24 protein-coding genes and 2 tRNA genes are annotated in these 23,091 nt (G+C 46.1%); 7 read left to right on the forward strand and 19 right to left on the reverse strand.

Annotation, left to right across the window (positions count from 1 at the left end; all coding sequences use genetic code 11):
* Positions 1–15: 15 nt before the first annotated feature.
* A complete protein-coding gene (locus tag QUB13_RS14965; protein ID WP_333382047.1) occupies positions 16–399 on the forward strand; it encodes a hypothetical protein in 384 nt (127 codons plus the stop codon).
* A gap of 230 nt (positions 400–629) precedes the next feature.
* On the forward strand, positions 630–818 hold the full coding sequence (locus QUB13_RS14970) for a DUF2949 domain-containing protein (protein ID WP_194011192.1): 189 nt from the start codon (positions 630–632) through the stop codon (positions 816–818).
* 238 nt (positions 819–1,056) lie between these two features.
* Here QUB13_RS14970 and QUB13_RS14975 read toward each other — a convergent pair.
* The 6 genes from QUB13_RS14975 to yqeK all read right to left on the reverse strand — a co-directional run bounded on the left by QUB13_RS14975 (position 1,057) and on the right by yqeK (position 4,278).
* Positions 1,057–1,133: transfer RNA gene (locus QUB13_RS14975), tRNA-Met, on the reverse strand.
* 71 nt (positions 1,134–1,204) lie between these two features.
* Positions 1,205–1,281: transfer RNA gene (locus QUB13_RS14980), tRNA-Met, on the reverse strand.
* A 245-nt stretch (positions 1,282–1,526) separates the two neighbouring features.
* Positions 1,527–2,480 (reverse strand): asparaginase, encoded by a 954-nt coding sequence (locus QUB13_RS14985; RefSeq protein WP_333382049.1) that lies wholly within the window; start codon positions 2,478–2,480, stop codon positions 1,527–1,529.
* A gap of 114 nt (positions 2,481–2,594) precedes the next feature.
* Positions 2,595–3,095 (reverse strand): CGLD27 family protein, encoded by a 501-nt coding sequence (locus QUB13_RS14990; RefSeq protein ID WP_333087336.1) that lies wholly within the window; start codon positions 3,093–3,095, stop codon positions 2,595–2,597.
* Between the two features lies 1 nt (position 3,096).
* Positions 3,097–3,522: a ribosome silencing factor gene (gene rsfS, locus QUB13_RS14995; protein WP_333382051.1), complete on the reverse strand. Its 426-nt coding sequence runs from the start codon at positions 3,520–3,522 to the stop codon at positions 3,097–3,099.
* Positions 3,523–3,642: 120 nt separating this feature from the next.
* On the reverse strand, positions 3,643–4,278 hold the full coding sequence (gene yqeK / locus QUB13_RS15000; RefSeq protein ID WP_333382053.1) for a bis(5'-nucleosyl)-tetraphosphatase (symmetrical) YqeK: 636 nt from the start codon (positions 4,276–4,278) through the stop codon (positions 3,643–3,645).
* 248 nt (positions 4,279–4,526) lie between these two features.
* Between yqeK and QUB13_RS15005 the strand changes: the two genes are divergently transcribed.
* Positions 4,527–5,855: a Na+/H+ antiporter NhaC family protein gene (locus QUB13_RS15005; RefSeq protein WP_333382055.1), complete on the forward strand. Its 1,329-nt coding sequence runs from the start codon at positions 4,527–4,529 to the stop codon at positions 5,853–5,855.
* Between the two features lie 15 nt (positions 5,856–5,870).
* Positions 5,871–6,782, forward strand: a complete 912-nt coding sequence (locus QUB13_RS15010) for a DMT family transporter (protein WP_333382058.1) — start codon at positions 5,871–5,873, stop codon at positions 6,780–6,782.
* A 138-nt stretch (positions 6,783–6,920) separates the two neighbouring features.
* On the opposite strand, the gene QUB13_RS15015 is transcribed toward QUB13_RS15010, so the two are convergent.
* The 6 genes from QUB13_RS15015 to QUB13_RS15040 form a co-directional block, all read right to left on the reverse strand.
* Positions 6,921–8,189, reverse strand: coding sequence for a WcaI family glycosyltransferase (locus tag QUB13_RS15015; protein ID WP_333382060.1), 1,269 nt, complete (start codon positions 8,187–8,189; stop codon positions 6,921–6,923).
* 162 nt (positions 8,190–8,351) lie between these two features.
* Positions 8,352–8,789 (reverse strand): ATP-binding protein, encoded by a 438-nt coding sequence (locus tag QUB13_RS15020; protein WP_194065949.1) that lies wholly within the window; start codon positions 8,787–8,789, stop codon positions 8,352–8,354.
* Between the two features lie 849 nt (positions 8,790–9,638).
* Entirely contained in the window at positions 9,639–10,640 is a 1,002-nt protein-coding gene (locus QUB13_RS15025; RefSeq protein WP_333382063.1) for an anti-sigma factor antagonist, read from the reverse strand.
* Positions 10,641–11,164: 524 nt separating this feature from the next.
* Positions 11,165–11,833 (reverse strand): DUF3318 domain-containing protein, encoded by a 669-nt coding sequence (locus QUB13_RS15030; protein WP_333382065.1) that lies wholly within the window; start codon positions 11,831–11,833, stop codon positions 11,165–11,167.
* Positions 11,834–11,980: 147 nt separating this feature from the next.
* Positions 11,981–12,154: a hypothetical protein gene (locus QUB13_RS15035; protein ID WP_333382067.1), complete on the reverse strand. Its 174-nt coding sequence runs from the start codon at positions 12,152–12,154 to the stop codon at positions 11,981–11,983.
* 260 nt (positions 12,155–12,414) lie between these two features.
* Entirely contained in the window at positions 12,415–12,669 is a 255-nt protein-coding gene (locus QUB13_RS15040; protein WP_333382069.1) for a hypothetical protein, read from the reverse strand.
* A 153-nt stretch (positions 12,670–12,822) separates the two neighbouring features.
* Between QUB13_RS15040 and QUB13_RS15045 the strand changes: the two genes are divergently transcribed.
* Both QUB13_RS15045 and QUB13_RS15050 read left to right on the forward strand, forming a co-directional pair.
* Positions 12,823–13,725 carry a polysaccharide deacetylase family protein gene (locus QUB13_RS15045; protein ID WP_333382071.1) on the forward strand — a complete coding sequence of 301 codons (903 nt, stop codon included), beginning with the start codon at positions 12,823–12,825 and terminating at the stop codon, positions 13,723–13,725.
* A complete protein-coding gene (locus QUB13_RS15050) occupies positions 13,715–15,247 on the forward strand; it encodes a DUF5009 domain-containing protein (protein WP_333382073.1) in 1,533 nt (510 codons plus the stop codon). Before QUB13_RS15045 ends, QUB13_RS15050 begins: the two co-directional genes overlap by 11 nt.
* A gap of 326 nt (positions 15,248–15,573) precedes the next feature.
* Here the strand turns inward: QUB13_RS15050 and QUB13_RS15055 are convergent, their stop codons facing one another.
* Positions 15,574–16,632, reverse strand: a complete 1,059-nt coding sequence (locus QUB13_RS15055) for a hypothetical protein (RefSeq protein ID WP_333382075.1) — start codon at positions 16,630–16,632, stop codon at positions 15,574–15,576.
* 111 nt (positions 16,633–16,743) lie between these two features.
* Between QUB13_RS15055 and QUB13_RS15060 the strand changes: the two genes are divergently transcribed.
* Positions 16,744–17,691, forward strand: coding sequence for a hypothetical protein (locus tag QUB13_RS15060; protein WP_333382077.1), 948 nt, complete (start codon positions 16,744–16,746; stop codon positions 17,689–17,691).
* Here QUB13_RS15060 and QUB13_RS15065 read toward each other — a convergent pair.
* From QUB13_RS15065 to bchL, 6 genes are all read right to left on the reverse strand, one after another.
* Positions 17,665–17,847: a hypothetical protein gene (locus QUB13_RS15065; RefSeq protein ID WP_333382130.1), complete on the reverse strand. Its 183-nt coding sequence runs from the start codon at positions 17,845–17,847 to the stop codon at positions 17,665–17,667. The genes QUB13_RS15060 and QUB13_RS15065 overlap by 27 nt on opposite strands.
* Complete coding sequence (locus QUB13_RS15070) at positions 17,816–18,055, reverse strand: type II toxin-antitoxin system HicB family antitoxin (protein ID WP_333382079.1); 240 nt, start codon at positions 18,053–18,055, stop codon at positions 17,816–17,818. The genes QUB13_RS15065 and QUB13_RS15070 overlap by 32 nt, the downstream gene beginning before the upstream one ends.
* 77 nt (positions 18,056–18,132) lie before the next feature.
* Positions 18,133–19,542, reverse strand: a complete 1,410-nt coding sequence (locus QUB13_RS15075; protein ID WP_228049727.1) for a ferredoxin:protochlorophyllide reductase (ATP-dependent) subunit N — start codon at positions 19,540–19,542, stop codon at positions 18,133–18,135.
* Complete coding sequence (locus QUB13_RS15080; RefSeq protein ID WP_333382081.1) at positions 19,523–19,813, reverse strand: hypothetical protein; 291 nt, start codon at positions 19,811–19,813, stop codon at positions 19,523–19,525. The genes QUB13_RS15075 and QUB13_RS15080 overlap by 20 nt, the downstream gene beginning before the upstream one ends.
* Positions 19,814–20,016: 203 nt before the next feature.
* Positions 20,017–21,609: a DUF5331 domain-containing protein gene (locus QUB13_RS15085; RefSeq protein WP_333382083.1), complete on the reverse strand. Its 1,593-nt coding sequence runs from the start codon at positions 21,607–21,609 to the stop codon at positions 20,017–20,019.
* Positions 21,610–21,640: 31 nt separating this feature from the next.
* The gene (gene bchL / locus QUB13_RS15090) at positions 21,641–22,507 is read right to left on the reverse strand and encodes a ferredoxin:protochlorophyllide reductase (ATP-dependent) iron-sulfur ATP-binding protein (protein ID WP_333087316.1); all 867 of its coding nucleotides are present in this window, start codon (positions 22,505–22,507) and stop codon (positions 21,641–21,643) included.
* Between the last annotated feature and the right edge of the window lie 584 nt (positions 22,508–23,091).

Below are 23,091 nucleotides of genomic sequence, written 5' to 3' on the forward strand. Positions count from 1 at the left end.
CTAGCGGAGGCATGGATGATGAACGCAGTTATGGCTAATTTTGGTACTGTTCTCGGACTGAGTTCAATTTTGATCGGTTTCACCCCGGCAGTTTTCGCCCAACAAAGAATGCAATCAGAGTCCCAAAATTCGGAAACGACTTTATCGGGGGATTCTCTGAGGACTGTGGAGGACAGAACAGTGGACTCGGACTACCAAAACTTGATTGGTGAATCAAAAACGGGGGCTAATTCTGCTAGGAGGGAGCGCAGCTTGGCTGATACATTTCGCCTCAAAGTTGGCCCGGAATTGGAATTTATTACTACTCCTTCCGACGCCCGACGCCAAGGAAATCCCTTACCTATTAAACCGAGCGACAGCGGCACAGAAGCGGGAGTTCAGCTTCAGCTAGGACTGTAGCCATTTTAAGTGAATTGATGTCAAGCGATCGATCGCCCGATCCTATTTTTGAGGCTGGGAGATATTGTGACTGCGATCGCCTTTTTTTATGAGTTTTATCACAAGTTGCGTGCGCTTTCCATCACACCACATCGCCCCTTATCAACAGAAAATTAGGACTATTAAACTTCAAATTCAGTCAAATCGGATACATATCTTTACAAAATCGCATAAAACAGGCGGTGAATGTGATGGGAAAGGCTCAACTGATCGATTATTTGCGGGGAGAATTGGCGCTATCGAATTCTGCGATCGCCGTTGCTCTCAGACACGGCGAAGAAGATGCCAGCCAACTGCCGATGGTGTTGTGGCAGTACGGGTTAGTGACGCTGAAACAGTTAGATTTGATCTTTGATTGGCTGCAAGCTCAATCGGCTTAGCAATTTAAAATGCAAAGTTTAAAAACAGGGATATTGAATTGCTGATTTTTGAGAAATAAAGCTTGCACAAACGGGCGTAGAAAAGTATGGGGTTGATTGTTGAGGGTCTAGTTGATTTTTTCCTTTGGAACACAAATATGCGGTAGGGACACAGCAATGCTGCGTCCCTATTTTATGAATTTTCCGATAAGATAAGCCCCAGCAACTTTTTGGTTGCTGGGGCTTATCTGATTAAATTTGGTGGCGGGAAGTGGATTTGAACCACTGACCTTCGGGTTATGAGCCCGACGAGCTACCAGACTGCTCTATCCCGCGTCGCTTTGTCTACTCTCTACTCTCAAAAATCAAACCCTGGAACTTCAACAATTACAGGGTTTGTTTCAAGTTGGTGGCGGGAAGTGGATTTGAACCACTGACCTTCGGGTTATGAGCCCGACGAGCTACCAGGCTGCTCTATCCCGCGTCGCTTTGTCTACTCTCTAATATAAACATACCTTCCGAAAAATTGCAACCCCTAAATCAAAAAAAAAATTGAGATTGTGGGAGGGGTTGCTGAAATCGGCTCAGAGTATCGAAGAGGGAGAGGGGAGGGGGAGAGGGGGAGAGGGGGAGAGAGGGGGAGAGAGGGGGAGAGGGGGAGAGAGGGGGAGAGGGGGGGGGAGGATTTTTGGTCGGTTATTTAGATCTACAATTTGAATGCAGAACAACTTAGAGCATCGAAACTTCCCCGACTACCTCCAAGCGCTTAAAATCGCTGAGAGTCAGGTAAGTGTCCGAAAGAGTTTCGGCTTGAGTCGGAGTAATCCACCCCAACTGCTTGAGCAAGTGAATTGCCACAGCAAATTTAGCGCGCTTGCCACCATCGGCGATTTTAATGGCCAAGCCCATACCTTCACCAACGCGGCCAATGCACTGCACCCCTTCTGCGCCGGACTTGCTGACCAATTCTCCTTGAGTCAAGCGCATCAGTTCCGTGTCAAATCTTCCCTCACCGGCAACCATCATCGGGTGGTGAGTCATAGCGCGGACAATCCGCTCCATATCCACATTGTCGCCGGAGGCTAACTTAGCGTACAAAGATGCCATTTGTCCCAACTGCAACAAATAGGTAGGAGCGCCGCAGTCGTCGCGAGCGCTGATAAACTCTTCGGCAGGCATGGCCAGCAAGTCAGCCACCTTGCCCAAAATAAGTTGCTGGACGGGATGTTTGCGGCGCAAATAAGTATCCAGCGGCCAGTGCATTTGCTGACAGACAGCCAGCATTCCGGCGTGTTTACCGGAACAGTTGTATTGCAGGGGGCTTTTTTTGCCTTCAGGAATGGGGCATTGAAGTTTAGATGGGTCTATGTCGCAGCGCCACAGGACGTTAAATACCTGTCGCGATTGCTCGATCGTACCTTGATGAGAACTGCAAATAATCGCTAAATCTCGATCGGTCAATTCGTAGCGTTCCAAAGTCCCGCTCGCCGTCACAGCCAAAGCTTGAAACGGTTTGAGAGAAGAACGGACAAATGTCGCCGTTTCCGAGTTACCCGCAACGGACAGAACGCGCCCGCGTTTGTCACAGACAGCGGCTTGGGCGCGATGCCTAGATTCCACAATACCTTCGCGCAGCAGTGTGACTTCCAGTTCGGGAGCTTGGGTTCGTTTTCCCCTTGTCATATCAATTTTAGATTTTAGATTTTAGATTTTAGATTTGGTGGAGGAAGTTGTAAGGGGGCGGCGACAAAAGCACACCGCCCGGACAACTCAAAACTTCCCTGTCACGATTCCCGATTACAAACAATTCCAAATTATTCCCCCGGCAACCAGCAATACAGTCAAACCATAAAATGTCTGCCGCAAACGCCTGAGAATTGGTTCTAGTTCGTAGTTGACTATCAACTGGTCTTGAGCTAAAATCTCCGGTGTTTTAGGCCAAGATTGACAATCGTACCAGCCTGACTCTTCGTAGACGACGGTGGGATTTACAAGGCGCGATCGCACGTAGAACCAACCCAAGTAAAGTCGCAGCAAAGCCAATCCTAGAATAAAACTGGCACCGGCTGCCGCGCACAGGGCAAACTGAACTGGATACTTGAAGGGAGCAAAGCTAGAAGCAGCTATCGGCCCGGATACCAAGCAACTCCAACCCCAAACCCAAGCTAGTTTTGCCAAATACTCAGGCCAATCGAGAGTTACCCAGCTAAAAAACCCAGACTCTGTAAGTTCTTGGTATTCATTAACCGGGCGCTGTTCTTGCGGAACAGGACAAATAGAAACAGAAGCGTTTTTCACATTAGCATTCCTCTGCGCTGGAAAAATCAATCCGTTCGGCGTGTCCCCAAAACGCTTCTAAATTGTAAAACTCGCGCTCTTGGGGTTTCAAGATGTGGATAATCGCGTCGCCGTAGTCCATGACTACCCAACTTGCGTCTGATAGCCCTTGTGTACGCAGCGGCAACCGTCCCCATTCTTCTTCTACTTGGTCGGCGATGGCTTGGGAGATGGCTCGTACTTGGACGTTGGAAAATCCGGTGACGATCGCAAAGTAGTCTGCCAGATAGCATACTTCTGACACTTTGAGCAATACAATATCAACGGCTTTGCGGTCATCGGCAGCTTGGGCAGCCGTCACGATCAGGCCGCGCGTTTCGTCTGAGGTGGCGCTGTCTGTTGCTGTAGACTGAGTTCTGGAATATTCGAGTTGGGTTAGATCTGACATTAAGTGTTTAAGTTCCTAATTGAGACAGTAAAGGAAAATCGGTTGTTGGCGGTTTGAGATTGGAAATAGGAGTTAGGTGGAAGTCAGAAGTAAGTAAAGGATTGCTGGTAAATTTTACTTTTAACTGGTGATTTGTTCGATCGACTTCCCTGTCGAATTTCCTGTTTCCGGTGATTGGCGAGCCATTTGCAGCGCCCAATTGCGCGTAAGTACGGTGCGCGGGTGAATGTAGCAGCGAGTTTCTAGCAAATATTTCAGAGAATAATCGCTAGTTTGCCACACGCCTGCATAAAGATTTTGCCAGCTTGCCTCGCGCAGTGCTGCTAGTTGGGGGGTGTTGCCGCGGCTCGGCTCTATAGAGTCTGCTACAAATACGGCACAACTGAGCTGGCTCATGCTTGGTCGGCCGAGGGTATGATTGGCGATTGCGTCCAAAATTTCTCGATCGACCACCCCGAATTCGTCTCTAGCGACGATCGCGCTGGCGTCTGCGTGCAGCAAATGCGGGTGTGCTTCCAACACTGAGTCTAACTCTAAACCTTCCTTCTGAGCCATTTGCAGCAACAGTTGGGGTTTGAAGTATTTTGCTGCGTCGTGCAACAATCCGGCCGATCGAGCTTTTGCTTCGTCGAGGCCGTAATGGCGAGCCAAGTCACCTGCTGTCTGTTCGACTCCGAGGATGTGTGTGATGCGGGCGGCAGGAACGCGGTGTGAGAGCCAAGCTAGGACGTTTTCGCGCGTAGGTGCAAGTGTCAAATATTAACTCCCAAATTGTAGGATCTACTATTTTAGCCTTTTGTTTTAATGAATTGCGGTGTCAGGTAGCAGTTAGGTGATATTTTCTGGTAACTGCTTGAATATTAGACTCCAATTGCATAAATCTTTGATGCACTCTTGGAAACCGCAGATCGACGCTTGCTTAACGCAGATGTTTTTCCTAATTATTTGCCTAGACCGGCAATTTACCTATTTTTTCACCTGTCCCTACTCTGAAACTTGGTCTGATGGACTTGATATTATTTCTAATTATTTCATTTGTTTTACTTTTAGTTAGTGCCATCAAAGGTTATTTTGTACTTTATCCGTTGCTAGCTTCTATGGCAATTTTTATTGCCATTTTGTTGAGAAGGGGATTTCAGATAAACAGCTTAATCAAAATGGCTGTGGCTGGCAGTCAAAAGTCTTTTTCAGTAATCGGTATTTTACTGTTAATCGGGGCAGTCATGGCCGTATGGATGGCTGCGGGGACGGTTCCGGTTCTCGTATATTGGGGAATTAAATTAATTAGCCCTCAATATTTTATTTTTTGGGCGTTTATCTTAACTAGCACGGTTTCTGTGCTGCTGGGGACTTCCTTTGGTACTGCGAGCACGATCGGCATTGCTTTAACGATCGCAGCCAAGGGCAGCGGTGTCAATCCCAATACGATCGCGGGGGCAATAATTGCCGGAGCTTATTTTGGCGATCGGTGTTCTCCCATGTCTTCTAGCGCTAATTTGATTGCCGCCATTACCCGCACAGACATTTATAAGAACCTCAAAAATATGGCGGTAACAGCTTTTTATCCGCTGATAGTTTCCAGCATCTTGTATTTAATCTTATCCTTAGCAAATCCCGTAGAAGTTGCTGGCAATAACCTGGCTTTGGAACTTGGCAAAGCCTTCAATCTCAACTGGATAACTTTGCTGCCAGCCTTGACAATTTTAATCCTTTGTGTATTGCGAGTTGAGGTCAAAATTGCCATGACTGTTAGTCTAATTGCCGGAAGTGCGATCGCCATTTTCGTGCAAGGTTATTCGCCGCTGGACATTCTGCAATTCGCGATCGCCGGATTCAAGTTAGAATCAACTTCGAGTTTAAAAGATATTGTGGCGGGAGGAGGGATTTTGTCGATGGTCAAAGTTTCAATAATTGTAATTGTATCGACAGCATTTGCCGGCCTTTTTGCAGGAACAAAAACGCTAGAATTTATTGAATTGTATCTAAACAAAGCTCGAACGAGAGGCGATTTATTTTGTGGAACGACAATCATAGGAATTTTATCGGCTGCATTTGGCTGCACCCAAACAATCGCCATCCTTCTGACTCATCAGTTAGTTGAGGAAAAATACCGAAAAGAAGGATTAGATAATTATCAACTTGCTGTAGATTTAGAAAACACCGCTGTTGTGATTTCTCCCTTAATTCCTTGGAATATTGCCGGATTAGTGCCTGCAACCATCTTGAGCGTCAATGCAGATTTTATCCCTTATGCCTTTTATTTGTATCTCATTCCGTTGTTTAACTTGATTCAAATTAAATTGGCTAAACCTCATAAAAATTCGCCCTACTAATAAATGAATAATAGAATGTCAATCGGTTATGTTTTGGCAGTAGTTGCGACTGCTATTTGGGCCGGTAACTTCATCGTTGCTAGAGCTTTGAATCAGGATGTTTTGCCGATCGGTCTAGCTTTCTGGCGATGGACGATTGCTGTGGCTACATTAGCACCATTCACCGTGCGGGCGGCAGTTGCAGATTGGAAATTGATTCAAAAATCTCTCCCTTACTTGACTGTATCGGCCCTGTTAGGCGTGACTACTTTTAACACTTTGATCTATGTTGCCGGTCACACAACCCTGGCGGTGAATATGGCGTTAATTGCCAGTTGTTCCCCGGTTTTTATTGTACTTATGTCTCGTCTTTTTTACGGAGAAACTATCTCGTTAATGCGCGCTGCCGGCATTGCGATCGCCGTCAGCGGTGTTGTATTGTTAATCGCGGGAGGCTCGTTAGAAAGGCTGCTGAGTATTTCCTTTGCGATCGGCGATTTGTATATGCTATTGGCATCTATCATCTTTGCTGGCTACACTATGCTGGTGAAGCGCAAGCCACCAAACCTGCGGATGACAACTTTTACTTTATGCACTTTTAGTTTGGGGCTGTTGTTTTTATCGCCCTTCTATGCACTGGAATGTTGGATTTATCACCCTGTGGCGTTCAATCCTTCGATCGCCCTAGCGTTACTTTATGTGGGGGTTCTGTCGTCGGTGGTGGCGTTTCTGGCGTGGAATCAGGCGATCGCCCTGATTGGCCCGAACCGCACAGCCTTAATCTATTACCTGATTCCAGTGTTTAGCGGTATTGCTGCGTGGCTGTTTCTCGGTGAAGCGATTTCGTTGGTGCATATTTTTAGTACATTGGCGATCGTCTGTGGCATTATTATTACTAATCGCACTAAATCAAGCCTTGTCGGAATCAGGAACATACCGAAAAATTGAATTATATTATCTCAGATAACATGACTATCCTCAAGTTTGTAGTGAGGACTTCAGTTTTTTCATCAGCCTTTTAGTCGATCGCGACTAAAGTCGTTACTACAAAAGAGCGCTACCTATTGCACTAATCCAATTATCTGATTACTTTGGCAGCGGTGCCAAGACTTTCTCAGCATGATTCGCCGCCACCGCCGCAAATAAAGCCTCATAATGATTCAAAGCTTCCTCAAATCCGTAATTCTCAACAGCATAATTTCTACCTTGCTCGCCCAACGCATTCACCTTAGCAGGATTTAAGAACAAATCCTCCACAGCATCAGCCAAAGCCTCCGCATCTTCCGGCGCTATTACAACCCCGCCACCGCTTTGCTGGACTGCTTTGTGCGCCGTACCAGTTTCGGGAACCGACGCCAAAATTGCCCTACCGCTGGCGAGAATTACTTGAATTTTTGAAGGCATATTGAAGTTAGTAACGCGCAGCTTTTGTACGACTAAACTCACATCAGCAGCAGCTAACAGTTCCGGCAATTTTTCTCGCGGTTCAAAGGGTAGCAACATTACATTAGTAGCTTTATAAGTTTCGCAATCTTTTTGCAAGCGCGCTAGTGCTGTTGATTCTCCGACAATTACAAAAGCAATTTCAACTATGTGTTTCAAACGGGCTGCTGCTTTGACAACTGTTTGCAATCCCTGAGTCAGGGCAATATTTCCAGCATACAGAACGACAAATTTGCCCTTGAGTTTGTGGGTTTCTCGAAAGGGGTTATTTTCTTTGGGTAAGGGGCGAATGAAATTGACATCAACCCAATTGGGAAGGCAAACTATTTTTTCTGGGGGTACTCCCTGAGAGTGCAATTTTTTGATAAAACCGCTGTCGATGACGCTGACTTGGCTGGCTGTGCTGTAGGCAAATTTTTCTAAGGCGTCAGCAATCTTAATTAGCAGTCCGTTTTTTTTCACCAAGCCGACGCGCACGGCTGCTTCTGAGACTATATCCTGTACGTTGAGGACGATCGGGCAAGCGCGACTCCAGCCGTAGAGGGCAACAGGGACGCAAATCGGTAAAGGGGGCATTGTTGAGAAAATTACGTCGGGGCGCCAGCCGCTGAAGGCTTGGACGGCGCTGGAGAGGACAAAACTGCCATCTAGTAAAAGTCTGTCTAGGAGGCTGGGATGGGGGCCGTTGACGCGCAGGTAGCTGCGCTGAATTGTGACGCCTTTGTGTTCTTCGGTGAGGTAAAATTTGCCCTGATATTGGGGATAAATCCGGCGCTGGGGATAGTTGGGCATTCCGGTGATGACTCGCACTTGGTGGCCGCGCTTGACTAAGCCTTGCGCTAGTTCTGTCATCAGGGGGGCAATGCCGATCGGCTCTGGATAGTAGTTATAGGAATAAATTAGAATACGCATAATATTTATTTTGCAGCAAATTGTCCTGCCGCGACGCGAGTCTACACCCGGTGAGTTGCAGAGGATGTGGTTGGGTTCCGGGTAGCACAACAGGGGGCGGTGCTGGAACCTTCCACTTTTTGCAAAAGAAGCCGCTCTGGATCGGGCGGGCCGCAAGCGCTTTCAGGTAAGGTTTTTTCGCATTACCAAGCAGTTGCGGCGATCGTCGGTACGGATATACCGAAGATCGTCTGTGAGCTTGTACATGAACACAAGTCCCCTTTCTCCTTCTCTGTCTAAGGGATCGCGCTGCTCTTGCATGATCGAGTGCAGCTTTGCTTCCAGGTTGAATGGTTGACCCCTGTCCCAAATCCTAATTTCTAAGTAATCGGCAAACACTTTTACCTCAATGTCGATCGGCGTCGCGGAGGGCAAGTTCTGGTGAGCGTGGCGGACAGCGTTTGTAAAGCCTTCGTTGACGATCAGCCGGCACTGCCACCAGAAATCCGCCGGCAGCAGCGGCAAAACTATATTCTCCAACCATTCCAAAATGGATGTTAAAGCCTCCAAGTCTGTTTCAACTTGAAGGTGCGACTCGGCCTTTGGTTGCTCGTTTTTCATTTTTTTTCCCCCTTGTCGGCCCCCACCAGCACTATACTCAGCACCAGAAAGAGAGGAAATTGAGGGCTCTGTCTTGGCAACATATTAGTTAAGTCAAGCTTGAGTTGAAGAAGCTCGTTTTGCCTCAAGGTGAGCATTCCTTTCGCACCATTTACTCGCACAGAAAATGAGAGACTTCCGATACTGTAACCCGCCTCAATAGGGCGTTTAAATTAGGAAAATTCCCGATTCAGCTTGCGACGAGTGGTTTGAGTTTCCACCGTGTTAGCAGTCGGTACTTTTGTGACGATCCTACTCTGAATCAAAGATTACAGTGTAGGCATCTGAGTCCTGTTAAGGATATCGAGATCTTCCTTCGAGGTACTCCAAAATGTTTCTCTCGCTCGGCGTTTTATAGTGAGGAACACGTCGGGCCCCACTGTTTTTGCAGTATATCAAAGATTGTTTGTTCAGGCTGTGAAGGTTTTCCCGTCCTACGGCTTCGGCGGGCTGCGCCAACGGCATCGGTCAACCTTCCATCCCCACACATAAACCGGGCTTTCATCCCACCCACCTATCAAAGATTAGGTCGTGGGGATTCCCGCGCCCGCTAGCTAAACATAGGTTAGTTTTTGTCGTCATTGAAAACCCTGGTGGCGTAATTCGAGCCTGACCAGAACTGCCAAATTGCTAATTCGTAGTTCGATCGCCTATTTAGCAACTAGCTGCCCATTTTTTCGGTGTGAATTTTAACACTTAATAGTAACTTAGCGATCGCTACCGAGTCTGCTTAACTAAATATCGAGTTCGAGTTCCAGCAGCCCCTCGGCAACAGCACCCGATAGTTCAGCAATGAGTTGTTGAGGACTCCTACACAGCACCGCTATTTTTGTTAAACAGGACTGTTATAGTTTTAACAATTAGTTTCAAGTCATAGATCAGGCTCCAGTTTTCTTGATATTTTAAATCTAAACGGATGACATCTTCAAAATCGCGGACTTGAGAGCGACCGTTGACTTGCCATTCGCCAGTCATCCCGGGCTTGACATCCAAACGCTGCCACTGAGGGACTTCGTAGCGATCTACTTCGTCTGGAGTAGGCGGTCTGGTGCCGACTAGACTCATTTCGCCTTTGAGCACGTTCCAAAACTGCGGCAGTTCGTCGAGACTGGTTTTGCGTAAGATTCGCCCGACTTTGGTAATCCGGGGGTCGTTGTCATTTTTGAAAAATGCGCCCGAAGCTTGGTTTTGAATTTGGTCTTTCATAGCTTCGGCGTTGGTACACATCGATCGAAATTTCCAAATCTGAAATTTTCTCCCCATCCAGCCGCAGCGGGTTTGTGCAAAAAATATCGGGCCTGGATCGTTGATGGTGATTGCTGCGGCTATGGGTACGAACAAAATTGCTGTAATCACCAAACCGACTAGGGCCCCAAGAATGTCTATCAGCCGTTTCACCAACGATTGCACTGAGGGGTGCGTCATCGGTAGGTGGTTGTCCGGGGAGTTGGTTTCTGCCGGAGTTGAGGTGGCAGGGGTCTGCTCGATCGTGAGCACTTGATCTAAACTGGTGAGAGCGAATACTGCCATCACCTGCGGCTTAAGGCTGCGAAGCACCAAGTCGCTGCCGCGCTGTTTGGCAAATTTGAGATTGCTGACTAAAGCACCAATTCCGCTACTGTCAATAAACGTCGTGTGAGTGAAGTCTAGGACAATTTTGCTGGGAGCGGTGCTTTCAGAGAAAAGTTGCTGGCAGGTTTTTTTGAAGTTTACGGCTTCAAGTACGCTCAAGCGCACGGGTATGTGAACCGAGGGAATCTCGTCGAAGTACGTAACCCGAAAATCTTCTGCCTCTGGGGTTGTGCTGACCATGAAGTCCTAGTTTCAAATTTCAAACTGATATCTTTAACCTATTCTGTCTTACCCGCTCCACCTTTACCAAATATTGTTTTTACCACCGGGCTAGCTTTATCGCAACTTTACAAAAATGCCAGAAAAGCTTGTTGCCGATCGTCCCGATATCGAAGGCCGAGGTAAACTCTAGTCTACCAGTCCCTGTTTGGGCGGAAAAATAATTTTGAACGCAGCCGCCGCCCAACTTTCACCTTTGATATCAGATACGTTCCATTGACCGCAATATGTAGTGCGGACGACCCTCCGCCCTCAGCCGGAGGACTTGCATTGGACACGGGCGATCCGTTTTTGTTCTACTAATCCACCGGACATGATATGAATCAAGATTTTTATCACTTCTGGCCGATTAATTTTGTCTTTAAAAATTCCGATGTCTGTCTTGTAGCGGGATAGCAAGCGCAGTTAACGCTTAACAGTTAACTGGAAAGTCAAGAGTTAACCGTTAACTAAAAAATCCCTGCACCAAACGTCGGGAAATGAGGTTAAGAATTGTAGACGTTTTCTGACTGGGAGGTTTCGCGGGTGATGGGTTTGACTTTGGCTTTGGCCTTGGCTGCGTTGCGTTTGAGGGCCTGGAGACGAGCTTCGTATTTAGCCCGCTGCTGTTTTTTGGAGGTTTGCTCGATTAAGGTTTTTAAGGCGCTACCGAGGCTTTTGTAGGCGTTTGGGAGAGTGTAGCCGAAGCGGGTGGCGAGGGTAAGGGCTTTTTCGTCTGCATCTACTGCTTCTTTTAGACTTTTCTCTCCGTTGTTTTTTTGGTAAAGCCTCCAGCCGGAGACGCCGCAGAGGGATAGGGCCAACACCAGCAGCAAGCCGTCTTGCACCCAAAGTTCGCCGACTGCGCCGCCTAAACCAATGGCGAGGGCTGCCATTTCCCAACCGTCTCTGGGGATGGTGTCGTTTTGGATTCTGGCGACTTCGTGCCAAAATAAAAGATTGCGCTGATCCATTGCTAGCTGTTCCCAGCGGATCAGGTCTATTTGAATTTCTACCTGGTCTTTGCCTATTTCTTCGCTGCGGATCAGGGTTGGATTAACTTCTATTGTTTTTTCTACTGTTACCCAACTTTGGAGTTCTGGGGGCAGTATATTTTTCAAGCGCCGGATCTCACTCATCTCGGCTCTTGCTGTAGAGGTTGCATAGGATGTCATAGCTCCGGCCTATTGATTTTCCAAAGGTTAATATGTGTCTATTTCTGTGAGTATAGCAAACCTTGAATCAAAATTTTGTCTGGCAGCGGGGGCGATTCACGCTCGGGATAGCTACGTTTAACGACCTTTTGGCAATTTTACTCGATTTTACTCTTTGGCGGGGCGATCGCAACTGCCTGCTACATCCTTAACTTTCGACTCTTTGATCAAAGGTTGAATTTCTTGCCGCAATTTCGACCAAGCCGCCAAAATATCAGGCTGAGAAGTTATCCTTTTTTTTGCTAAAAATAGCACTTCTGCATCGAAGGAGAATCTTTTCAACTGTTGATAGTTAAAAATATCAAATTTTTCTAATTTTTATACTCAGGGTTCGAGTTGTTCGAGGGATTACGCTAAGTCGCCATTCATGAAAAAATGCAGTCTGTGTCTAAATATTTACATCATTTTTTGAACGCATATTCTTTGCCTTGACGCTGGCTGTAAGAAATTAGTTAAATGTGATGTGTGGGGAAAGCTTTCAGTTTATTTTAGAGGATTTTTAGGGTATTGCCGGTCGAGCCGTCGTTAACAATGATAAAATTCTAACCGTGATTTTTTTGAGAAAATTCTAAAATTTTGTCACAGGTTTGCTCTATGCAATTTGCTTTGTCGTAAACAGGCTTAATTACTGCGATTTTCGTGATAGTTGTTCGATCGGGCGATCGCTCAAAGATACTACCACCTAGGGCGGGAAACCACAAGTCAAAAATTACAGGTAAAACTTCGGGTAAGAAATAAGCACAGTCAACTTTGGGCGCTAGTTGCATGAAAAGTGCGATCGGTATAAATTGTATCATGCTAGACTTGCCTTAGCCGATATTTAAGGACGACACGGGCGATCGACAATCTCAATGCTCCCAGCACCAGGCCCCGAAAAACCCTCATACTGCCGCCATAACCCTTTACCTCAAAAGCTTGTAATTGTCAATGGTAAATTATTTGATTAACAAATGGCCCGAGTATTTTCAGCCTGGTATTACGCCAAAAAAAAACGAATTATTAGCTTTTTACTAGCCTTTCTCCTAACTTTCATCACATATCAAACTATCTTAGAAATCGTCACAGTAGAAATTCCGATTTTTGGCTTTCACGATATTGTAAACCTTCAGAATCCCCAGGAAATACCGCCGCAGCGGCGAGATTCTCCCGGCGACTACAGCCAGCAAAACTTAGAACCTTTTTTAGAAGATTTAGTCATTCATAACTATTGGTTTTTGTCAACCCAAGAACTTTACGAATATTTCATCGCCAATCCCAGAAAACAGGTGCCGAGTGAATATCGCGATCGCAAAAAAGTTATGATTACCTTTGACGATGGAAACAAAAGCATTTATACCCACTTACTGCCGATTTTAGACAAACTTGAAAATAAATACGGCAAAAAAACTAAAGTAGTTGTATTTGTCAACTCTGGCTTCTTGGGCCGTCAAAACTCACTCATAAAAAAAGTAACTTGTCAAGACTTGAGACACGGAATGCAGCAAGGTTATTATGATATTCAATCCCACGGGCTGAATCACGAAAAACTCACAAAAATTTCTCTAAAAGCATTAGACAGAGAATTATCTCAAGACCAAATTAGACTGAGGAAATGCACCCAAGATTTAGACCAAAATCGCACAGTCGCCTCGCACATAGCCTACCCGTTTGGCGCTGTCAACAAACAAGTTGAAAAATACGTTGCCCAATATTTTTCATCAGGATACTTGTACGACAGTTCAAAATTAAAACTGCGCTTTTTTCCACCCAATAAATACCGAATATCGAGATTAACAGTGAATAAAAAATCCTCAACAAAAAGACTCAGCAGCTTAGCTTCAGGAAGCTGGCTGCACCAATTAATTGGCAAGTAAAATTTGGCAACTATACAGCATTCAAAACAAATCGGTAAGTGCATTGGAATACACAACATCAGATTCACAAAACACGGTAAAAAACGAAAAGCTTTTTGCAGTTGCAGCAGTTTCCCAACGCGCCGACGCGCTGGATGCGCTGCGGGGAATAGCAGTTTTAGCAATGGTTTTATCAGGTACCATAGCCCGCAAAACATTGCCGGCGTGGATGTATCACGCCCAACTCCCTCCACCAGACCACGTTTTTAATAACAAACTAGCAGGATTAACCTGGGTTGATTTAGTTTTCCCCTTTTTTCTGTTTGCAATGGGTGCCGCAATACCCCTAGCTTTGTCGCGCCGCATCGCCAAGGGATGGGATACAAAAAAAATAATTTTATTTATTTTGCAAAGAGGATGTTTATTGGCATTTTTTGCAATATTTCTCCAGCACATTCGCCCGACTGTAATTAGCCCGGAGGAAGCAAGCAGACTAAAGTGGTGGCTAGGATTGTGTGGATTTTTCCTATTATTTTTGATGTACGTTCGCTGGCCTCAAAAGTGGTCTGCATGGCTGCGTAGGGGATTGACTCTGGCTGCTTGGAGTGCGGGAATAGTCTTCGTATCTCACATCAAATATCCCAGCGGTGTAGGATTTTCAGTTGACCGCAGCGACATCATCTTGATGGTACTTGCAAATATGGCCGTTTTCGGGTCGCTAATTTGGCTGTTTACTCGTTCAAATCTGTGGCTGCGAGTAGGGTTTTTGGGCTTGTTGTTAGCGGCGCGACTGTCTTCTTCTGCTGACGGTTGGATTAACTTAGTTTGGTCGTCCTCTCCTGCACCTTGGCTGTTTCAATTTGATTATTTGAAGTATTTGTTTGTGGTGATTCCGGGTACTGTTGTCGGGGATTTACTGAATCGGTGGATAGAGTATTCTTCGCCGGCAGAGTCGAGTTATGCGAAGTGGAAGAATTGGCGCTATTTTAGCATTCTGGTTTTGATGTTGGCGATTGATTTAACCTTGTTAATTGGACTGCAAGCTAGATGGGTGTGGCAGACTTCGTTAGTGACGCTGATGCTGTGTTTGTGCGGTTGGGTTTTGTTGAAAAAACCTGGAAATGTCACGGAAAAGTTATTGAACCACCTTTATAAATGGGGGTTTTATTGGCTGGCTTTGGGTTTGCTGTTTGAGCCTTATCAAGGGGGAATCAAGAAAGATTCGGCGACGATGAGTTACTTTTTTGTAACGGCGGGAATGGCGATTTTTCTGTTAATTGGGTTGACGGTAATTATCGACGTGTTTCAGAAAAGATGGTTTTTGCAGTTGTTTATTGATAACGGGTTAAACCCGATGATTGGCTACGCAGGATTTGCGAATATTATCTGGCCGATTCTGGTTTTGACTAAATGGGAACCGGTGATTGTTGAGATGACTTCAAGGAATCCGTTTATGGGGTTTTTGAGGGGGTTTGGATATACGGCGATTTTGGCGTTAATTGTGATGGGGTTTACCAGGTTGAAACTATTTTTGAGAACGTGAGATAATTAAAGGGCGAGAACATCTTCACGTTTGGTAAATATAATTTCCTCATCGGCTTGCCTAAACTCAATATTAAACTTATCAAACACAACTTCTCGCCCTAAAAGCATGATATCATTTCCGGTTTGCGATCGTCAGAAAAAAGGTTCGTAGTACGGACTTGCATAGGCTTTCATTTTGCGGACTTAAGTCCGCACTAGGAACGAATCTGATTGCGGTAAATCGAACGGACATAATATGACATCTGCTTTTGCAGGGGTTTTGTTCATAGATGATGCTGTGATTTGCTAGAAATATTTGCTGGGAAAATCCTAGGGAGTTACAGTCTATGAAACTGACTTGAGAATGCCACTTTCTAGCTGATAAATTGCTGCCATAATTCCAGTTTCAGGATTTGTGAGCAGGGATTTTTTGACATCTTTCAAGTATTCTACAATGTGTTCCCGCAAAATCGGTCTTTCTACTGTGACTGTGTGATTGTAATCCCACAAATCCCAGATGATAATGCCGATGCCGACAATCGGGTCGATTAAACCTACTCCCAACTGACTTGCAACTGTACCGCCTGTTTTTGTAGCTACTTTGGCTGCGGCTTTGCTGGCAACTTTTGCGGTAACTTTGCTGCCAATTTTTGCAGCCATTCCCAAGATTAACGGCTTGGCAATCAAGTAACCGCTGCCGCCAACTAATACTTTTAATGATAAATTAGAAATGTTTCCTTGGTCATTAATTGTGGTGGCAATATCGTTAAGATATTTGTCCCAATGTACTTGCGGTATGTTATAATTATTTTGAACTACTTTTACATTTTTGCTAACTTCGGCTATGTACAAGTTAGCAGTATCTTGAGTGATCAATTGAAATCGCATTTGAGCGTTTTTGGGAACCAGCACGCGGTTAGCAAATTCTCTTTGGAAGTCTTCGGTTAATTTTTCAGCAACAGATTGAGATGCTGCTGTCATGTCAAATTTGTTGAATACGGCGGATTTGACGAAAGTGAAAGGGACTGTAAACTCCATCTTTTTTTGATTGAAGTAATCGAAGTACCAATCGAGGAAGTTGTTGTCTACTCGTGCAATTACTTCGGTTTCCCATTTGTCCAATTCTTTTGATGCAAAAGCTTCGGCTGTTGTATGGGATTGTTGGATGGCGTTTTTAATGTCTTGGTTGACTTTGCTAAAATCGTGGGGCGGGGAGACTACAACGGCTGTGGTTGCAGTATTTGTTAGGGACTGGGATATGAGAAAGTTACCTAATAGGGGAATGATGACTACTAGAATGACAACTGTCCAAACCATCGGTGTCACGGTTTTGATAAACTGAGCGAGCACCTTGAGGCGTTCTGTTTTTTCTGAATAGGTAGTTTTTTCCTTGTCTTGACTCATGGCGGTTCTACAAGTGATGAGAATGGGGGCTAGTTTTGATTATAGGCGGCGTTTTGGGCGATCGACCTACGGGTGTGGTTTAAGATTCTAGAATAGTGGAGGGGAAAGCGCGTGAAGCGCAGCTATCCGACACAAAATCGCCAGTTTTTAATTCTTGACTGCATAGAAATTAAAGTGGTACTATTTTTGAATATATTTCAAGCTGTCAATATGACTTCAGATCCTTTTATCCGCAAGCTAGCAGCCATAAATCAAGCTTTATCTTCCCTATCAGCACAAACCTGCACGGAGCCCGGATGCAATCAAGCAGTTCCAAAACCCGGTCACAAATTATGCTACGAACATTGGAAAGCTAACAACGCTCAACCCGTGTCAGCGCCCAAAACTAAACCCCAACAACTCTCTTCTCCCTCACTTCTGTCCGCTACCAGCATCAGCGATAAATTAGAAATATCAAAGCACAAAGTTAACCCAATTTTAGCAGAGTTAGGATTAGTAAACAAAGAGCGCAACGGCTGGGTAGCAACTAAGCGGGGGATGGGTTTTGGGGCGGTGCAAAAAACTTACCCTCAAGACAACACTCCTTATGTGCTTTGGCCAGAATCTATACTGACAAATCAAGTTTTTCTGGCGACTCTTGAGAGTTTGAAAGGTGAAAATTCAGAACAGAGCAAAACAGAAGTCAACACAAAGCTAGGGTTCCGCGAGAAGTTTCGGGCGAGTGCACAGCATCGAACAACCGACGGTCATTTTGTGCGGTCTAAAGCTGAAGTTTTGATTGATAATTGGCTCTATATGGCGGAGCTCGTTCACGCCTATGAACGCCGACTACCCATAGAGGAAGAAGCTTACTGTGACTTTTATATTCCTGGGGGAAAGGTGTATATTGAATACTGGGGATATGAGAACAACCCGGAGTATGCGGCGCGCAAGAAAGTCAAGCAAGAACTATATCAGAAGTACGAACTAAACCTGATTGAGTTAACAGATGAACATATCAAGAATTTGGATGATTATTTGCCTAGAATGTTATTAAAATTTGGCGTAATTGTAAATTGATTTAAAAGTTCGATCGCATTTTTCATCCGCGTTCATCTGCGTTAATCTACCTTCATCAGCGGTTGACCAAAAAATCCAAGAGCGATCGCCCTTTACCGCCCCTGAAACTCGATCGTCCTTGATGCTAAACATCAGCCGCAGGTAAAGGAATCTCATCACCGCACTCACAAGCAGTCTCTATCCACAATTCCCTAGCTTCCTCAATGTTCTCCATCGCTTCCGACAAAGTTTCACCCACAGACATACAACCCGGAAGGTCTTTAATTATCACCGTATAACCTTCCGATTCTGGATAAAAAGTAATAGGATATTTCAGACTCAAATAATAATCCAGAGATTTGAATTGACTTTCATCCGCGTTCATCCGCGTTCATCCGCCTACATCAGCGGTTCAAAAAAATAAGGTGAGCAACGCCCACCTTACCATCTTACAAAAAACGATTAAACCTTCGCTTCATTCTTCACCAAATTACCCCAACCCAAATCCTTCAGCGAATTATTCCGGCGCAGCGGGCGAGTCACCAACTCCAAAATATCCCGCGCATTTCCAAAGCCGTGAATTTGAGCAAAAGTAAATTCTACTGACCACTTAGTATTAATTCCCCGCGCTTCCAAAGGATTAGCGTGAGCCATACCAGTAATCACCAAGTCGATGTTTTGCTCGTAAATCCGTTGTAGCTGATTGTAATTGTCTGGTTTCTCGACAATCCGGGGAGTAGGAACTCCCATCTCGTGACAAGTCTTTTCTAACAAAGCCAATTCAGCAGCTTGATAGCGTTTGTCCATGTAGGGAATGCCGATTTCGGGACAAGTCATGCCGCAGCGAATCAAGAAACGCGCTAAAGAAATCTCTAGCAAATTGTCGCCCATGAAGAAGACAGATTTGCCGCGAATTATTTGCAGGTAATCTTCTAAGCCGGCCCAGATTTGCGCTTCTCTTTCGTCTAAACCTTTGGGTTCAATTCCCAACACTGAGCAAATCTTTTCAATCCACGCGCGAGTGCCGTCTGGCCCGATCGGGAATGGCGCACCAATTAGCTTACACTTGCGGCGGCGCATCAAGGTAGAAGCGGTACGGGACAAGAACGGATTCATGCCCGATACATAATAACCTTCTTCCAATACAGGCAATTCAGTGTAGCGCTTGGAAGGCAGCCAGCCGGAAACTTTGATTCCTTGCTTCTTCAATTCTAAGGTTAGCTGAGTGACAACTGGGTCTGGCAAAGATCCGAAAAGTACCAGCGGTGTGTGCTTGACATATTCGGATTCATCGGCTGCAACTTCTTCTTTTTTCTTGCCGAAGTTTAGCAGTTGAGAGATGGCGTTTCTTTCCTGCTTCTGAGATTCTACTACAGGAGCTTTGTCAGGGCATTTAGCGGCCATTGCTGCTAAAACGGTATCTTCCCCTTGGGTAAAGGCGTAATCCAAGCCGTTAGCGCGGGCTGTGACGATGGGAATGCCGATTTCGGCTTCCAGCTTAGGCGCTAAGCCTTCCAAGTCCATTTTGATGATTTCGGTGGTGCAGGTGCCGATCCAGACAATGACGCTGGGGTTACGATCGCGCTTAATTTGCAAGCACAGCCGCTTCAACTCATCAAAATCGTTTAACTGAGCGGAAATATCGCCTTCTTCCAACTCAGCCATCGCATAGCGGGGTTCGGCAAAAATCATTACGCCCATTGCGTTTTGCAAGAAATAGCCGCAAGTCTTGGTACCGATGACTAGGAAAAAGCTGTCTTCAATTTTTTGGTAAAGCCAAGCTACGCAGCTAATGGGACAAAATGTGTGATAATTGCCGGTTTCGCATTCAAAGTTTAAAGCTTCGGGTTCGTTAGTAGTAATAGCAGTCATATTTCAAGTGTTCTCCCTTTAAATTGTTTTTAGTCTCGAACTGGACAGGCGCGCGATCGAGTAAATACTTGTTTTGGGCGATCGCATCTCTTGCTGCGGAAAAGCATAGGTTTTTTTCATCTCTAAGGATAAAAGGTGCAGCGGCGAGAAAATAGCTGTTTTGTGCGATCGCGCTCGAATTGCAGCGAACAATAATAGAAATACCTGGTTTTGGCGCAAGTCCTCTGACAATATAGATGCAGCAAACTGAATATTTATGCAGCCGGAGCATCCCAAATTGAACTTCAAAAATTCGGTACGAGGGTTTACAATCTCTCACTGCGAGGAGAGCCTTGTTTTTCAACTCGCTAAGCTAAAAACCCTTTTGATAGTTGTGAGTTTGAGTTAATTAAAAATTAACAACTCGCAACTCACAACTCACAAATAGAGCGGACAAATTTCAGACTAAGATAGCCTTGGGCGATCGCAACAACCTCATTTAAAATCAGACAAAAAACCCGAAATTTCTTCATCTTCATCATCGACATCCAAATCACCGAGACCTAGAGCATCTAAGTCATCTTCATCAGGATCTCCGGTAGTTGCTTCTCCCAGATCGTCAAGTCCGAGATCGTCGAGGTCATCATCATCATCAGACAGAGAGAAATCGTCCATACCGTCATCGTCCAAGTCGCCCAGATCCAGGTCTAGGTCTAGGTCATCTGAAGTCGATGCCCCAAACGGATCGGGTATTTCTTCCGCGACAAAATCTGGCTCTTCTTCCCCAAACGGATCGGATATCGCCGCTTCGAGGTCTCCAGAGGTCAAAGTCCCAAATTGTGATGAGGCTTCTTCCTCATCGTCATCGCCGAGGTCGAAACCGTCCAAAGCCGAGGCTTCTTCCTCATCGTCATCGCCGAGGTCGAAACCGCCCAAAGCCAAGGCTTCTTCTTCCTCGTCATCGCCGAGGTCGAGACCGTCCAAAGCCAAGGCTTCTTCTTCCTCGTCATCGCCGAGGTCGAGTTCGTCATCGCCGAGGTCGAGACCGCCCAAAGCCAAGGCTTCTTCTTCTTCCTCGTCATCGCCGAGGTCGAAACCGCCCAAAGCCAAGACTTCTTCTTCTTCTTCCTCGTCATCGCCGAGGTCGAGACCGCCCAAAGCCGAGGCTTCTTCTTCCTCGTCATCGCCCATATCGAAGCCAGATACGGCATCTTCCTCGTCATCGCCCATATCGAAGTCAGATAAGGCGTCTTCCTCATCGTCGCCGAGGTCGAGACCGTCCAAAGCCGAGGCTTCTTCTTCCTCGTCATCGCCCAAGTCGAAGTCAGAGACAGCTTCTTCCTCGTCATCGCCCAAGTCGAAGTCAGAGACAACTTCTTCCTCGTCATCGCCCAGGTCGAAGTCAGAGACAGCTTCTTCCTCAAACTCATCGAAGGATTCATCCTCGGAACTGAGTGCATTAGCAGCCACCAGACCGGCGACTCCGGCTACTCCCGCGACTACTCCGGCTGCTAATACCGCACCGCCCAATTGATTCGATTTCGCATCAGCGGGTGCAGCAGTTACTGTTGGAGTTGCTGCGGGTGCAGCAGTTACTGTTGGAGTTGCTGTGGGTGCAGCAGTTACTGTTGGAGTTGCTGCGGGTGCAGCAGTTGCTGTTGGAGTTGCTGCGGGTGCAGCAGTTGCTGTTGGAGTTGCTGTGGGTGCAGCAGTTGCTGTTGGAGTTGCTGTGGGTGCAGCAGTTACTGTTGGAGTTGCTGTGGGTGCGGGAGATTCGCCTGCAGTCTGCAGTCCGGTAATTGAGGGCATACCCAGCGCTATGTCTGGGTCAAAATTTAGCCCCAACACTTCTATCAGACTGTCTGCATCCGGCTTTAGTTTTGAGAAGGGCAGCATTAGTTGCTGGAGTTCCGGCTCCAGGGCAGCCGCAATTCCCAGGATGAGGTAAGAAACAGGCCTTTTCCCGCCGTCGGGTGTAGCGACCGTGTTGTCAGCCGTCATGTGCAGGAGCAGCCAAGCGCGATTCGTCTGGTAGTAGTCCAACCACTTCTGTTTGAGAGCAACTGAAAAAGTATCAAAAAAAGCCATAACCTCATCCTCATCCTGATCGCTAGACGTATTAAACCATCATCAGGTCTAGCTCATCTTCCTCCTTCTTGACCACTGGTTGCACAGGATTTAGATAAAAATCTGACAGCAAGGAGAATAATTCGCGATCGGGCGTGTCGTTGGGCACTACTCCTTCAGGCATTGCCAAAATCTGGTCGGCGATGTTGAGGTAGTAATCGCAGACGTAGTTTAGGGATGGATCGCTTTCGGCCATCTCAAACAATGTTTTACCTTTGACGCGAGAAACGCGGATGTCTTCAATTAGGGGCAGCACTTCTAGCACCGGCATGGGTACGGTGTCTATGTACTTGTCAATCAAGTCGCGCTTGGATGTGCGGTTGCCAATTAAACCGGCGAGTCGCAACGGGTGAGTGCGGGCTTTTTCGCGGACTGAGGCGGCGATGCGGTTGGCTGCGAATAATGCGTCGAACCCGTTGTCGGTGACGATCATGCAGTAGTCGGCGTAGTTCAACGGGGCGGCAAAACCGCCGCACACTACGTCGCCGAGCACGTCAAACAGGATGATGTCGTATTCGTCGAAGGCATTGAGTTCTTTGAGCAGTTTAACGGTCTCTCCGACTACGTAGCCGCCGCAACCAGCTCCTGCCGGGGGGCCGCCTGCTTCTACGCAGTCAACGCCGCCGTAGCCTTTGTAGATGACATCTTCAGGCCAAACGTCTTCGTAGTGATAGTCCTTTTCCTGAAGGGTGTCGATAATTGTGGGTATTAAAAAGCCTGTGAGGGTAAATGTGCTGTCGTGTTTTGGATCGCAACCGATTTGCAAAACTTTCTTGCCGCGCTTGGCTAGGGCAACGGAGATGTTGCAGCTTGTTGTCGATTTGCCAATTCCACCTTTTCCGTAAACTGCGAGTTTCACTCTTTGTTCTCCTATAGGTTTCTATCAAAACGATCGGGGCTGGGGTTTCGCACTTTGATGTTGCGATCGCCCAAATGAAATAGCCTTTCCTCCAATGCCCCTACTGCTATGCCATTTTTGTCTATTTGGGGGTCGGCCGTGTCTTAGCTCGTTGAAAGCATTATTAGCTAACTTGCGAGGAAAAGAAAGGGGGCTGACAAATGAAAATGCTAGTAATTTGATTTATTTTGCATCTTCAGGAATCTTAGCTGCTTTTTTGATTTACAAATCAATTTTTAGCTTTTTTTTAGATTCTAAGTTAATTTTATAATACTTTTTTTGGTTAAAGAGGAACAAAAATAAAACAAAAATTAACTTCTCCAACAATCTGGGCTTTTGGCTTCGGGGCTCTGATGCGGGCAGTTGATGACTTGTACGGCGCGAGGGGAACGCGCACAAAGGCGCTGGTAGATGAGCCAAAGGGGAGAGTGAGTTCGATTAATTGGGTATGGGGATGCCAAAGTTAGACGATTTGAGATTTTGCATTTTTCGATTTGAGATTGGGAAAGATTGATTTTGCTAGGGTTTCTGGTGTTATGTAAAAA

This window comes from Microcoleus sp. B4-D4 (assembly GCF_036705185.1).
Classification (GTDB): domain Bacteria; phylum Cyanobacteriota; class Cyanobacteriia; order Cyanobacteriales; family Microcoleaceae; genus Microcoleus.